The organism is Kitasatospora sp. NPDC097691 (assembly GCF_040302665.1).
Classification (GTDB): domain Bacteria; phylum Actinomycetota; class Actinomycetes; order Streptomycetales; family Streptomycetaceae; genus Kitasatospora.
The window spans coordinates 1-12,616 of record NZ_JBEORY010000071.1 but is presented as its reverse complement, the minus strand read 5'-3'; the positions used below and the strand labels follow the sequence as shown (position 1 = coordinate 12,616).

General features: G+C 71.9%; 11 protein-coding genes and 2 tRNA genes. 4 read left to right on the top strand and 9 right to left on the bottom strand.

Translation table 11 applies throughout. The features are described 5' to 3' along the window. Positions 1-14 precede the first annotated feature (14 nt). Positions 15-662 (bottom strand): phosphatidylinositol phosphate synthase, encoded by a 648-nt coding sequence (pgsA, locus tag ABTY56_RS33710; protein WP_350521275.1) that lies wholly within the window; start codon positions 660-662, stop codon positions 15-17. A gap of 255 nt (positions 663-917) precedes the next feature. On the opposite strand from pgsA, the gene ABTY56_RS33705 reads away from it, so the two are divergent. Next, positions 918-2,966: an elongation factor G-like protein EF-G2 gene (locus tag ABTY56_RS33705; protein ID WP_350633186.1), complete on the top strand. Its 2,049-nt coding sequence runs from the start codon at positions 918-920 to the stop codon at positions 2,964-2,966. 77 nt (positions 2,967-3,043) lie between these two features. Here the strand turns inward: ABTY56_RS33705 and ABTY56_RS33700 are convergent, their stop codons facing one another. After that, a complete protein-coding gene (locus ABTY56_RS33700; RefSeq protein ID WP_350633185.1) occupies positions 3,044-3,469 on the bottom strand; it encodes a thiol-disulfide oxidoreductase DCC family protein in 426 nt (141 codons plus the stop codon). Positions 3,470-3,674: 205 nt separating this feature from the next. Here ABTY56_RS33700 and ABTY56_RS33695 point away from each other — a divergent pair, with 205 nt between their 5' ends. Then, complete coding sequence (locus tag ABTY56_RS33695; RefSeq protein WP_350633184.1) at positions 3,675-5,321, top strand: AbeC-like domain-containing protein; 1,647 nt, start codon at positions 3,675-3,677, stop codon at positions 5,319-5,321. Positions 5,322-5,406: 85 nt separating this feature from the next. Here the strand turns inward: ABTY56_RS33695 and ABTY56_RS33690 are convergent, their stop codons facing one another. From ABTY56_RS33690 to ABTY56_RS33675, 4 genes are all read right to left on the bottom strand, one after another. Continuing rightward, a complete protein-coding gene (locus ABTY56_RS33690) occupies positions 5,407-5,967 on the bottom strand; it encodes an HIT family protein (protein ID WP_350633183.1) in 561 nt (186 codons plus the stop codon). A gap of 81 nt (positions 5,968-6,048) precedes the next feature. After that, positions 6,049-8,028 carry a threonine--tRNA ligase gene (thrS, locus tag ABTY56_RS33685; protein WP_350633182.1) on the bottom strand — a complete coding sequence of 660 codons (1,980 nt, stop codon included), beginning with the start codon at positions 8,026-8,028 and terminating at the stop codon, positions 6,049-6,051. 88 nt (positions 8,029-8,116) lie between these two features. Then, on the bottom strand, positions 8,117-9,280 hold the full coding sequence (locus ABTY56_RS33680; RefSeq protein ID WP_350633181.1) for a hypothetical protein: 1,164 nt from the start codon (positions 9,278-9,280) through the stop codon (positions 8,117-8,119). Between the two features lie 32 nt (positions 9,281-9,312). Further along, a complete protein-coding gene (locus tag ABTY56_RS33675) occupies positions 9,313-9,867 on the bottom strand; it encodes a DUF4365 domain-containing protein (protein ID WP_350633180.1) in 555 nt (184 codons plus the stop codon). Between the two features lie 169 nt (positions 9,868-10,036). Here ABTY56_RS33675 and ABTY56_RS33670 point away from each other — a divergent pair, with 169 nt between their 5' ends. After that, positions 10,037-10,804, top strand: coding sequence for an exonuclease domain-containing protein (locus ABTY56_RS33670; protein ID WP_350633179.1), 768 nt, complete (start codon positions 10,037-10,039; stop codon positions 10,802-10,804). A gap of 80 nt (positions 10,805-10,884) precedes the next feature. On the opposite strand, the gene ABTY56_RS33665 is transcribed toward ABTY56_RS33670, so the two are convergent. From ABTY56_RS33665 to ABTY56_RS33655, 3 genes are all read right to left on the bottom strand, one after another. Beyond that, positions 10,885-10,956: transfer RNA gene (locus tag ABTY56_RS33665), tRNA-Val, on the bottom strand. A 206-nt stretch (positions 10,957-11,162) separates the two neighbouring features. After that, positions 11,163-11,234, bottom strand: a tRNA-Val gene (locus ABTY56_RS33660). Between the two features lie 78 nt (positions 11,235-11,312). Continuing rightward, complete coding sequence (locus tag ABTY56_RS33655) at positions 11,313-11,771, bottom strand: TIGR02611 family protein (RefSeq protein ID WP_350633178.1); 459 nt, start codon at positions 11,769-11,771, stop codon at positions 11,313-11,315. A 195-nt stretch (positions 11,772-11,966) separates the two neighbouring features. On the opposite strand from ABTY56_RS33655, the gene ABTY56_RS33650 reads away from it, so the two are divergent. Further along, a complete protein-coding gene (locus ABTY56_RS33650; RefSeq protein WP_030056266.1) occupies positions 11,967-12,380 on the top strand; it encodes an SsgA family sporulation/cell division regulator in 414 nt (137 codons plus the stop codon). Positions 12,381-12,616 lie beyond the last annotated feature (236 nt).

Sequence of the window (12,616 nt, the reverse complement as noted above, 5' to 3'; positions counted from 1 at the left end):
CAGGACGCCCCCCATCAGCTCCCGGCCGCCGCTCGGTCGGCCTCGAACGCCTCCCGGCGCACGGTCAGCATCCGCTGGAACACCGTCACCAGACTTCCCGCCGCCACCAGCCACAGCGCCACCGGCAGCAGCCACTCCACGTACGGCACACCGAACTCGTGCAGGCCCGCGATCCCGGCCGCCACCAGGCTGGCCACCAGCCGCTCGGCCCGCTCCACCAGCCCCGACACGTCACACGGCAGGCCCTGGCTCTCCGCCCGGGCCTTCGTGTACGACACCACCAGGCCGCTCGCCAGGCAGAAGATCGCCACCGCGCACAGCAGGTTGTTGTCACCCTTGCCCGCGTACCACATCGCCAGGCCGCCGAAGATCGCCGCGTCCGCGACCCGGTCCAGCGTGGAGTCCAGGAACGCCCCCCACTTCGTGCTCCGACCCAGCTGACGGGCCATGTTGCCGTCCACCAGGTCAGAGAAGATGAACAGCGTGATCGTGATGGTGCCCCAGAAGAACTCCCCACGCGGGAAGAACACCAGCGCCCCGGTCACCGAACCGGCGGTACCGACCAGCGTCACCGTGTCCGGGCTCACGCCCAGCCGGATCAGGAACGCGGCGAACGGGGTCAGAACACGTGTGAAGAAGGCACGCGCGTATTTGTTGAGCATGGCCTTCCCAGCCGCCCCGATCTCCCAGATACCCGCCTGGCGCAACACGACACGGCAGACGGCCCGACGGATCAGCCCGTCCGGCCCACCCATCGTAGCCACGCCGGAGACACGCTCCACCGCACGCACCGCCGCACGACGCGCCCGCCACGGCACGCACACGCACGGTCACCGAGCGGCCGTACGACACGCGCTGCCGCGACACCCGGTCCTAGACTGCGATGGACAGCCTCGGCGCCACGGGAGGAGACCCCGATGCCCGACCGCAGCACGGCACGAGCCGGCCAGGCACCCGCCGTCACCGGCCCCCGGGACCTGCGCAACGTCGTCCTGATCGGCTCCAGCGGTGTGGGCAAGACCACCCTCGCCGAATCCCTCGCCCACGCCGCCGGCGCCACCGGCCGCGTCGGCCGCGTCACCGACGGCACCACCGTCTCCGACCACGAGGACATCGAGCACCAGCAGCAACGCTCCGTACAGCTCTCCCTGCTGCCCCTCGAGTGGAAGGGCGTCAAGATCAACCTGATCGACCCGCCCGGCCACCCCGACTTCGCCGCCGACCTGCGCGCCTCGCTGCACGCCGCCGACGCCGCCGTCTTCGTCGTCTCCGCCACCGACCCCGTCACCGCACCCACCCGCGCGCTCTGGCGCGAGTGCGCCGCCGAGGGCATCCCCCGGGCCATCGCCGTCGCCAAACTCGACCTCGCCCGCACCGGCTTCGACGAGATCCTCACCGCCTGCCACGACGCCTTCGGACTGGGCCCGGACACCCTGCGCCCGCTCTTCCTCCCCGTCCTCCACGACGGCAAGCCCGACGGCAGCGTCGACCTCCTCACCGGCGACACCTACGGCGACGCCACCCCGCTCCCCGACACCGGCCCCGCCCACGAAAGCCTCGTCGAGGCCATCTCCGGCCAGGACGACACCCTCATGGAGCGCTACCTCTCCGGGGACACCCTCGACACCGACTCCCTCGAAGCCGGGCTCCGCCGCGAGGTCCTCGACTGCACCCTCCACCCCGCCGTCCCCACCAGCGACAACGGTCTCGGTGCCGCCGAACTCCTCGACCTGATCGCCCACACCTTCCCCGACCCCACCGAACGCACCCGCCCCGGCCCGGACTGCGACCCCGACGCCCCGCTCGCCGCCCAGGTCGTCCGCGTCACCGGCGACGCCTACGTCGGCCGGATCAGCCTGCTGCGCCTGTACGCCGGCACCCTGCGCCCCGACACCAAGATCCACCTCGTCGGCCCGGCCCACACCGCCGACCAGAACGGCGACGAACGCGTCACCGCCCTCACCAGCCCGTTCGGCAAACTCCAGCGCCCCGTCCCGCACGCCGTCGCCGGAGACCTCGTCTGCGCCGCCAAACTCACCACCGCCCGCGCCGGCGACACCGTCCACGACCCCGGCCACCCGGTCGAGCTCGACGGCTGGCTCCTCCCCGAGCCCCTCCTGCCGATCGCCGTCGAAGCCCACAGCAAGGCCGACGACGACAAGCTCTCCCAGGCCCTCACCCGCCTCACCGCCGAGGACTCGGCCCTACGCCTCGAACAGAACCCCGACACCCACCAGCTCGTCCTCTGGTGCACCGGGGAAGCCCACGCCGAAGTCGTCCTCGACCGCCTGCGGACCCGCCACGGCGTCCACGTCGACACCGTCGCCCCCAAGGTCGCCCTCCGCGAGACCTTCGGCACCGCCGCCGCCGGCCACGGCCGCCTGGTCAAGCAGTCCGGCGGCCACGGCCAGTACGCCATCTGCGACCTCGAAGTCGAACCCCTCCCGGCCGGATCCGGCTTCGAGTTCCAGGAACACGTCGTCGGCGGCGCCGTCCCCAAGCACTTCATCCCCTCCGTCGAGAAGGGCATCCGCGCCCAACTCGCCAAGGGCGTCTCCACCGGGTACCCGCTCGTCGACGTCCGGGTCACCCTCACCGACGGCAAGGCCCACTCGGTCGACTCCTCCGACGCGTCCTTCCAGAACGCCGCCGCCCTCGCCCTGCGCGACGCCGCCGAGCACGCCGTCATCCGCCTGCTCGAACCCGTCGCCGCCGTCAGCATCCTGCTGCCCGACGACTACCTCGGCGCCGTCCTCGGCGACCTCTCCGCCCGCCGCGGCCGCGTCCTCGGCACCGAGACCGGCGGCACCGGCCTCACCCTGCTGCGCGCCGAGGTCCCCGAGCTCGAGCTCGTCCGCTACCCCGTCGACCTGCGCTCACTCACCCACGGCACCGCCGAGTTCTCCCGCGCCTACCTGCGCCACGAACCCATGCCCACCGCCCTGGCCGAGCGCTACACGGACTGACCACCGACCGGCGCACCGGCCGAACGGCCGCACCACCGCGCCGACTTACGGCCCGGCGGGCTTACGGCCACGCGGACTCACGACCGGACGGCCCCGCGGTTCGGCAGCGCACACGCCGCCGTACCCCCCGGCATCCGGTGCCGGTTCTTCGCCACCCACCGGTACACCACACCCGCCACCGGCCGCACCGGCGCCGCCGTCAACACCGCGCCCAGGTACGCCCACACCCCGCCGGAGCGCATCAACAGCCGCGCGACCGCCTGTGCGCCCCCGTACACCCGCCCGGTCGGCGTCACCCACAGCACCTCGCGCTCCGCCCGCTCGGCCGACACCTCACCCCGGCCGCCCGCGAGCGCGTCCAGCGCCGCCAGGTCCGCGAACTGGAACGCCACCGCCTCCCAGCCCCCCGAGGCCAACGTCTGCCGCAAGTACCGCTCCGCCCACCGCAGGCACGACGAACAGAACGCGCAGTCCCCGTCGAAGACCAGCACCGGATCCTTCACAACGACTCCCCTTCCATCGGCTCCACCACCATCCTCCTCCTCCCCACACCGGACCGCTCCGGCGGGTATCGACCCACCCGAACCTGGGCATCATGCCTCTCAGCCCCGGTACGGCTCGATCGTGACGGTACTTCAGACGATCATCGGCGCCCGGGGGCCGCGGCACGGTAACCTGCCGCTGACAAGGGGAGGAGGGGACGCCACCGTGACCACACTCGACATGACCCCGGGTGCGCAGATACCCCGGACCGACGCCGGCCCGCAGACCGCCGTCACCCAGGCGCTCTCCTCGGCCGCCTACCGCGACGGCGAGATCGGCGGCTTCGTCACGGCCGTCACCGAGGCCAAGGAGAAGAAGGGCCGCTTCGCCCTCTTCCGCCCCAACCTCGGGGAGGCCTTCAGCAAGGCACTGGTCTCCCGCGCCCTCGGCGGCGACCGCAAGCCCATCGTCCCGGCCTTCGGCGTCGACACCCGCCAGGTCGTCGAACACTGCCTGGCCGCCGAGGAACTGCGCAACACCCGCGACCGGCACCTCACCACCGTCACCCTGGTCACCGGCGGACTCTTCCTCCCCGGCACGCTGCTCTGGCTCGCCGCCTTCCAGGTGCGCGCCTGGCTCAAACGGGACAACCCGAAGAACGCCGGCGTCTACGGCGGCATCACCCTCGCGCTGGCCGCCGCCCTCGCCGTCTTCCTCGTGCTGCGCCCGCCGGCCGGCGGCGTCCTCGGCATCTACCTGCGCGTCACGATGCTGGCCCCGGTCGTCGGCTGGTACCTCGCCCGCCGGATCGTCGAGCGCTCCGCCAAGGACCTGCGCGCCCGCTGGCAGTCCCTGGTCGAGGGCTCCGCCGTCGCCGCCACCGTCGCCAAGGCCGTCCCGCGCGACGACCTCGACAAGAAGGCCGTCGACCTGCGCGACAAGCTCGGCCGGCTGGACGGCGAGCAGGAGACCAACGTCCACCACTACGCCGGCCCCAAGGGCATCCTCGGCGCCGGCCGCCGCTGGGGCGAGTGGCGGCTCGCCGACACGCTCCACCCCGCCGAGGGCCACGTCGACTTCCGCGCCTTCCACCCCTGGGACCTGGTCCGCCGGATCTCCACCCACCTCAAGGGCCTCGGCATCAGCCACGTCGCCAACAGCGGCATGCCCAACGTCACCATCAAGCAGTGGGTGGTCTTCGACATCGGCGAGGGCGCCGACGAGATCAGCCGCCCCGGCAACGCCGACATGGACGGCGACCGGATGCGCGACTTCGCCGTGCAGAGCATCGCCGACAAACAGACGTTCTCCGGTGGCCCCCGGCACTACCTCGCCACCCAGTTCATCACCCACGACGGCAAGCTCGTCCTGACCTTCACCATCACGGTGACCCTGCTCGCCAACGTGCTGACCATCTCGGTGGCCGGCTACGCGCTCGGCCCGGTCAAGGGCGTCTTCTTCGACAAGCCCAAGGACAAGGAGAAGACGGTCTCCAAGACGGTGAAGTTCTGGGAGGACCGCACCGTCAAGCTCCCCCTGATCGACAACGACGAGGTCGTCCGCCAGGCCGTCCGCGCCCCCTTCTACCGGATGCCCGGCCTGCTCGGCTGGCTCGGCGGCGGACTCGGCCTGCCCGAACCGTTCGGCCTGCGGCACGTCTGGGTCGGCCGCGCCTGGGACAACCGTTCCATGGTCGACAACGCCATGAACGCCTCCGTCCCGGTGCTCAACGCGGTCCACACCGCCACGCTGGAGTTCCTGGAGGAGCACGACCTCGACGCCGACCGCTTCTTCAAGACCCGCACCTCGATCATCAAGGCCGAGGCGCAGAGCCCCCGGCCGTACGACGTCGACACCTTCAACGCCGGCTGAGCCCGGCGCCCGCCGCGGACGCCGGAACGGCGAAGGGGCCCGCCACCGATCCCCTCGGTGACGGGCCCCTTCCGCGCTCTCCGGATCAGCCCTGCGGCCAGACCTCGGCCAGCATCTTGCGGGTGTCCGCCAGCAGCTGCGGCAGCACCTTGGTGTGGCCGACCACCGGCATGAAGTTGGTGTCCCCGCCCCAGCGCGGCACCACGTGCTGGTGCAGGTGCGCCGCGATCCCGGCACCGGCCGCCGTGCCCTGGTTCATCCCGATGTTGAACCCGTGCGCCCCGGACGCCGCCCGCAGCGCGGTCATCGCCTTCTTGGTGAAGTCCGCCAGCTCGGCCGTCTCCGCCTCGTCCAGGTCGGTGTAGTCGGCCACGTGCCGGTACGGGACCACCATCAGGTGCCCGCCGTTGTACGGGTACAGGTTCAGCACCGCGAACACGGCGCTGCCCCGCGCGATGACCAGCCCGTCCTCGTCGCTCAGCGACGGGATCGAGCAGAACGGACAACCGTCGTCCGGAGCCGGGCCGGTGGGCTTGTTCTCACCCTGGATGTACGCCATCCGATGGGGGGTCCACAGGCGGCGGAAGCCGTCCGGCTCCCCGACGCCCCGCTGCAGTTCCGGCTCAGTCGTCATGCTGATCAGCATATTCGCCCGACGGTGGATGCAAAGCCGCGCGGGGCAGACTCATCGAGAGCCTGCCCCGCGCGTGACGGTCGTGCTACCGGGTCACACCTGGATGCGGTTCTTCACCGCGTCCACGATCTCGGCCACGGCGTCCGCGACCGGGACGCCGTTCTTCTGCTCGCCGTTGCGGTAGCGGAAGGAGACCGCGCCCGCCTCGACGTCGTCGTTGCCGGCGATCAGCATGAACGGAACCTTGGTCTTCTGGGCGTTCCTGATCTTCTTCTGCATGCGGTCGTCCGAGGTGTCCACCTCGACCCGGATCCCGTGCTTCTTCAGCTCGGCCGCGACGTCCAGCAGGTACGGCACGTGCTCGTCGGTGATCGGGATGCCGGTCACGGTGACCGGGGCCAGCCACGGCGGCATGGCGCCGGCGTAGTGCTCCAGCAGCACCGCGAAGAACCGCTCGATCGAGCCGAACAGCGCACGGTGGATCATGACCGGCCGCTGGCGCGAGCCGTCCGCCGCGGTGTACTCCAGGTCGAAGCGCTCGGGCAGGTTGAAGTCCAGCTGGATGGTCGACATCTGCCAGGTGCGGCCGATGGCGTCCTTCGCCTGCACCGAGATCTTCGGGCCGTAGAAGGCCGCGCCGCCCGGGTCCGGCACCAGCGGGAGGCCCTGCTTCTCGGCCACGCTCGCCAGGACGCGGGTGGCCTCCTCCCAGGTCTCGTCGCTGCCGACGTACTTCACCGGGTCCTTGGTCGACAGCTCCAGGTAGAAGTCGGTCAGACCGTAGTCGCGGAGCAGGTTGAGCACGAAGGTCAGCGTGGAGTCGAGCTCCTCCGCCATCTGCTCGCGGGTGCAGTAGATGTGCGCGTCGTCCTGCGTGAAGCCGCGGGCCCGGGTCAGGCCGTGGACCACGCCGGACTTCTCGTAGCGGTACACCGTCCCGAACTCGAAGAGGCGCAGCGGCAGTTCACGGTACGAGCGGCCGCGCGCGTCGAAGATCAGGTTGTGCATCGGGCAGTTCATCGGCTTGAGGTAGTAGTCCACGCCCTCGTCGAGCTGCATGGGCGGGTACATACCGTCCGCGTACCAGTCGAGGTGGCCGCTCTTCTCGAAGAGCTTCCCCTTGGTGGCGTGCGGGGTGTAGACGAACTCGTAGCCCTCTTCCTCGTGCCGCTTGCGCGAGTAGTCCTCCATCGCGCGGCGGATGATGCCGCCCTTGGGGTGGAAGACGGCGAGGCCGGAGCCGATCTCCTCGGGGATGGAGAAGAGGTCGAGCTCGTTGCCGAGCTTGCGGTGGTCGCGCTTCTCGGCCTCGACCAGGAAGTCGAGGTGGGCCTTGAGCTCGTCCTTGGTCGGCCAGGCGGTGCCGTAGATGCGCTGGAGCATCGGGTTCTTCTCGCTGCCGCGCCAGTAGGCGGCCGCGTTGCGCATCAGCTTGAACGCCGGGATGTGCCGGGTGCTGGGCAGGTGCGGGCCGCGGCAGAGGTCGCCCCAGCACTGCTCGCCGGTCTTGGCGTCCAGGTTGTCGTAGATGGTGAGTTCGCCGGCGCCGACCTCGACGTCGGCGCCCTCGCCGGCGGTGGCGGCGGAGCCCTTGAGGCCGATCAGCTCCAGCTTGTACGGCTCGGCGGAAAGCTCCTCGCGGGCCGACTCGTCGGTGACCACGCGGCGGGAGAACTTCTGCCCGCGCTTGATGATCTCCTGCATCTTCTTCTCGATGGCCTTGAGGTCATCGGGGTGGAAGGGCTTCTCGACGTCGAAGTCGTAGTAGAAGCCGTCCTTGACCGGCGGGCCGATGCCGAGCTTGGCCTCGGGGTAGAGCTGCTGCACGGCCTGGGCCATCACGTGCGCGGTGGAGTGGCGCAGGATGTCGAGGCCGTCCTTGCTGCCGATCTCGACCGGCTCGACCTCGTCGCCGTCCTGGACGGCGTAGGCGAGGTCCTTGAGCAGGCCGCCGACGCGGGCGGCGATGATCGAGCGGTCGTCGGCGAAGAGCTCGGCGGCCGTGGTGCCCGTGGTCACCACGCGCTCTTCCCGATCGGGTTCGCGGCTGATGATTACCCGGACGTCCGTCACCGGTCTCTCCTGACGTACTGGATTTCAGAGGACGCAACACAGCGCTGCGCGTGACGATGGTACCGAGAGCGTCGCCCCCGCCGTCCACCTACGCCCCCTCGCCCCCTCCGTCCGCCTTCTCCCCGAGGGACTTCAGCAGCCGCTCGCGGTCCCCTTCCTCCCAGCCGCACGGTTCCAGTCCGTGTGGGCGGGTCAGTCGGCGGAAGCCGCCGTGCCGCTCCAGCCGGCCGGAGACCCGGACGGGCAGGCCCGCGAGGTGGGCCTCGGCGGCGAGCCGGTAGTCGGGGTCGGGCAGCCGGAGCTTGAGTTCGCGGACCTCGGCGCCGGCCAGGATGCGCAGCCGTACCGAGCCGGGGCCGGCCGGGTCGGCGCGCTTGAGCCGGGTGACGACGCCGACGACGGTGACGGCGACGGCGGGCTCGATCCGCTCCAGCAGGTCGGCGGCCTCGGTCAGGGCGGGCAGGTCGCCCGGTGAGAAGTCGAGCACGATCCGGCGGTCACCGAAGCCACCCGGCGTTCCGGCGGCGGGCGACCACGCGACGGTGAGCCGGGCCGCCGTCGCACCGCGGACGAGGTCCCCTACGGACTGGACGAGCTCCCGGCTGACCCCGGCCTGGACGGCGTTCTCGAAGGCCTCGGGCCCGCCGCTGACCCGGCGGTAGTCGACGGCGTCGCGCAGCGCCTCCAGGGCGCGCACGAGGGTGGTCACGGCGGCGCGGCCCTCGGGGGCGGGGGTGTACGCGGTGAGGGCGGCGCCGTGTTCGACCACCAGGACGCGGTCCAGGAAGTCCCCGGCGGGGCCGTCCAGCCGGGCGCCGAAGTAGGCGGCCCTGGCGCGGGCGGCCTTGGCCCCGGCGGCGAGCATCCCGCGTGCGGCCCGGCGGAGCCGCTCGGCGTCGTCCCAGGGGGTGGCCTCGGCGGCGCCGGGCCGTTCGCGGCGCCAGCGCAGTTCGTCGCCGGGGACGGCGAGGGCGAGCAGGATCGAGCGGGCCGAGGGGGTGCGGGAGCGGGAGAGTGCGGTGACGGCGTCGGTGAGGAGTTCGACGGCGTCGTCGAAGCCGTCCGCGGCCGGGACGAGGAGGCTGGTGCCGGGCTCGCCGTCGGGCGGGGTCCAGCGGCCGTAGCGGGTGGCCGGGCCGCCGCGGCGGATCCAGCCGTGCCGGGCGAGCAGGGTGGTCAGCACCGCGGGGTCGACGGTAGCCGGGTCGGGCAGGGGCTGGGGCGGCTCGCCCGGTCCGTGCGGCGGTGTCATGGGGTCGGCTCCTCGCTGCCGGGGCCGGGCGCTCACGGGCTGCCGCCCGCGCCGACCCGGGCCATGATGTCGCAGAGCGCGCGGTCGTCGAAGACCTTGTCGGTGGGCACCCGGACGTTGGTGCGCCGCTGTCCGGTGACGGGGTGGCCGGCCAGGTTGACCCAGTAGCAGCAGTGCCGCAGCTCCAGGGCGTCCGGGCGGGCCCGCAGCCAGTGGTCGACCCGGCTCGGCAGCAGCATCACGACCAGGATCCGGGGCACGGCGACCCGGGGCCGGGCGAGCTTGCGCAGGTGGTCGTTGTCCAGGGTGAAGCTGAAGAAGCGCCCGGCCGGGTCGGGCGCGATCTGCTGGGTGGCCTTGAGCTGGATCTTGATGGTGACCTCGTCGTCCACCTGGTGCGCCCGGGAGCCGTGGTTGACCTGCCAGTCGATGCCGTTGTCCGGGAACGGCTGGGAGAGCGAGCAGCCGGCCGCGGCGGCGACCGCGTGCAGGTAGCCGACCTGCAGCGTCTCCATGCACGCGGTGACCGCGAGGTTCCCCCGCAGGACGGCCGCCGCCTCCTCGGGCTGCGGCTGTGTCAGTGCCATCGCCCCGTGGCCTCCCCCGGCTGCGGGCCCGTCCGGCGTTCGAGCGGGCCGGTCGATCCGAACGGGACAGTCATGGGCAGGATCCCCGGTCCGGCCTGGGCCAAACGGGTTGAAGGTCCGTCAGAACCGGGTATCAACCGGGCGCGGAACGCACGCCTGAGGGGCAGTCATGCAGCAGCACTGGTACACCGGCCCACTCGCTTCCTTCGACACCGAGACCACCGGCGTGGACGTGGAGAACGATCGGATCGTCTCGGCCGCCCTGGTGGTCCAACTCGCCCCGGGCGCACCGGTGCGGACTACCACGTGGCTCGCCGACCCGGGCGTCCCGATCCCGGACGGCGCCCGCGCGGTGCACGGCATCACCGACGAGCACGTCCGGCTGCACGGCCGGCCGGCCGGCGCGGTGGTGGCGGAGGTCACCCGCGCGCTGGCGGCCGAGGCCCGGGCCGGGCACCCGGTGGTCGTGATGAACGCGCCGTACGACCTGACGCTGCTGGACCGCGAGTTGCGCCGCCATCACGGGCTGACGCTGGTCGGCGGCCTGGCGGCGGCCGGGCTGCTGGTGCTGGATCCCCGGGTGCTGGACAAGCACGTGGACCGCTACCGCAAGGGCCGCCGGACGCTGACCGACCTGTGCGCGCACTACGGCGTGGAGCTGGCCGGGGCGCACGACGCGGCCGCGGACGCGACGGCGGCGCTGACGTTGACCCGGTGCATAGGCGCCCGCTACCCGGCGGCGGTCGGCGGGCTGACGGTGGCGGAACTGCACCTGCGGCAGGCGGTCTGGCACGCGGCGCAGGCGCGCGGGCTGCAGGGCTGGTTCGACCGCTCGGGGGTGGCGGAGCGGGTGGACCTGTCCTGGCCGTTGCGGCCGGCCCGGTGCGGCTGCGGGCGGCGGTCGGAGCCGGAGCACGGCTGCGAGGCGGCGGCGTAGCGGGCGGCCCCGGCGCATCGGGCCCGGAACGCGCCGCAGGCCCTGACCGGTTCCCTGGTCAGGGCCTGCGTGCTGTCCGGTGGGCGATACTGGGATCGAACCAGTGACCCCTTCGGTGTGAACGAAGTGCTCTCCCGCTGAGCTAATCGCCCGGGCAACGAGAAGAACTGTAGCACCATTCGGGGGTCGTCGTACAACTCGTCCTTCCGGGGTGCGCCGACGCATCCGCAGAACTCGCGCTCCGCGCGGAAGGTGACTGTGCCTCAGTCGATTACCGGACTCCTCGGAGGGATTCCGGAAAAACATGTGAGGCCCAGCCGATAATCGGCTGGGCCTCACATATCACAATGCATTCCGGTGGGCGATACTGGGATCGAACCAGTGACCCCTTCGGTGTGAACGAAGTGCTCTCCCGCTGAGCTAATCGCCCGGGTGCAGGGAAAACATTACCGCATCCCGGAGGGTGGTCCGAACACCCTCCCTGCCCGCGGCCCCGGACCCGGACGGCTCAGCTCTCGTCCAGTTGCCAGGGGGCCACCAGGCCGTAGCGGGCGAGGTACCAGCCGCCCGCCCCGACGACGACGGCCAGCCCGATGGCGGTGATCGTCAGGTTGCGGCGGCGCACCCTCGGATCCATCGCCCGGTGGGCCGCCTCGGCGACCTTGCGGCGGGTCCAGCCCAGAGCCAGCTGGGCCCAGACGAACTCGGTGGCCCAGATCCCCATGCCCAGGAAGATCACCACCCAGCCGGGCCCGGGCAGCGGCAGCAGCACCACGCCGAGCCCGACCACGGCGAGGCCGGCCAGGAAGATCACCACCTGCCAGGCCCGGTGCAGCGCGCGGGAGCGGCGCACGAAGGCCGGGGCCCGGGAGCCGACCGCCCGGCCGCCGCCGACGGGTCCGTCATCCGGCGTGACCGCTTCACCCGTTCTCGTGTTCCCGGCCGTCTTGTCGTTTCGCACAGTCATGCCAGGAAACTAACCAAGAAGTGCCTCGGTAATGCCCGACCGGGCCGCTGCGCGACGATTCCGCAATGCGCCGTCAGGGGTACGACTCGCGCCTGAATCGGGACAGAGGGGTTTACATCGGTCTTGGGGGTGGGATGGTCCGTTCGCCGACGTGCGATTCCCCGAGCGCACACTGAGCGAAAGGCCATGGCGCTTATGAACACCACGGTCAGCTGCGAGCTGCACCTGCGCCTCATCGTGTCCAGCGAGTCCTCACTGCCCGTCCCCGCGGGCCTGCGCTACGACACCGCCGACCCCTACGCCGTGCACGCCACGTTCCACACGGGCGCCGACGAGACCGTGGAGTGGGTGTTCGCCCGAGATCTCCTCGCGGAGGGGCTGCACCGACCCACCGGTACCGGCGACGTCCGGGTGTGGCCGTCGCGCAGTCACGGGCAAGGGGTGGTCTGCATCGCGCTGAGCTCTCCGGAAGGAGAAGCCCTGCTGGAGGCCCCGGCCCGGGCGCTTGAGTCGTTCCTCAAGCGGACCGACGCCGCGGTGCCGCCCGGCACCGAACACCGTCACTTCGACCTCGACCGGGAGCTGTCCCACATCCTCGCCGAAAGCTGACCCCGACCGGAGGCGGTCACGCCCCGCCGTCGGCGGGGTCGCACCCCCTGCCGTCATCGCAGCCGTCCTACTCGGGGGCACGGCAGCGGACTCAGCCGCGCACGACGCGGTCTCGGGGCCGGTGGACGGCCCGCTCCCACCGGAGCGGGCCCGCAGCACCGCAGGCGCCCGGCATCGAGCCGTGCCAGTGGGCGGCCGTACCCGTGTGCCGTGCCCGCCCCGGGCGCATTGCACCG

Bases quoted from the DNA above. Each gene is read 5' to 3' on its own strand.
- pgsA (WP_350521275.1), bottom strand. From the start codon at position 662: ATGCTCAACAAATACGCGCGTGCCTTCTTCACACGTGTTCTGACCCCG.
- ABTY56_RS33705 (WP_350633186.1), top strand. From the start codon at position 918: ATGCCCGACCGCAGCACGGCACGAGCCGGCCAGGCACCCGCCGTCACC.
- ABTY56_RS33690 (WP_350633183.1), bottom strand. From the start codon at position 5,967: ATGCTGATCAGCATGACGACTGAGCCGGAACTGCAGCGGGGCGTCGGG.
- ABTY56_RS33680 (WP_350633181.1), bottom strand. From the start codon at position 9,280: ATGACACCGCCGCACGGACCGGGCGAGCCGCCCCAGCCCCTGCCCGAC.
- ABTY56_RS33675 (WP_350633180.1), bottom strand. From the start codon at position 9,867: ATGGCACTGACACAGCCGCAGCCCGAGGAGGCGGCGGCCGTCCTGCGG.
- ABTY56_RS33670 (WP_350633179.1), top strand. From the start codon at position 10,037: ATGCAGCAGCACTGGTACACCGGCCCACTCGCTTCCTTCGACACCGAG.
- ABTY56_RS33655 (WP_350633178.1), bottom strand. From the start codon at position 11,771: ATGACTGTGCGAAACGACAAGACGGCCGGGAACACGAGAACGGGTGAA.
- ABTY56_RS33650 (WP_030056266.1), top strand. From the start codon at position 11,967: ATGAACACCACGGTCAGCTGCGAGCTGCACCTGCGCCTCATCGTGTCC.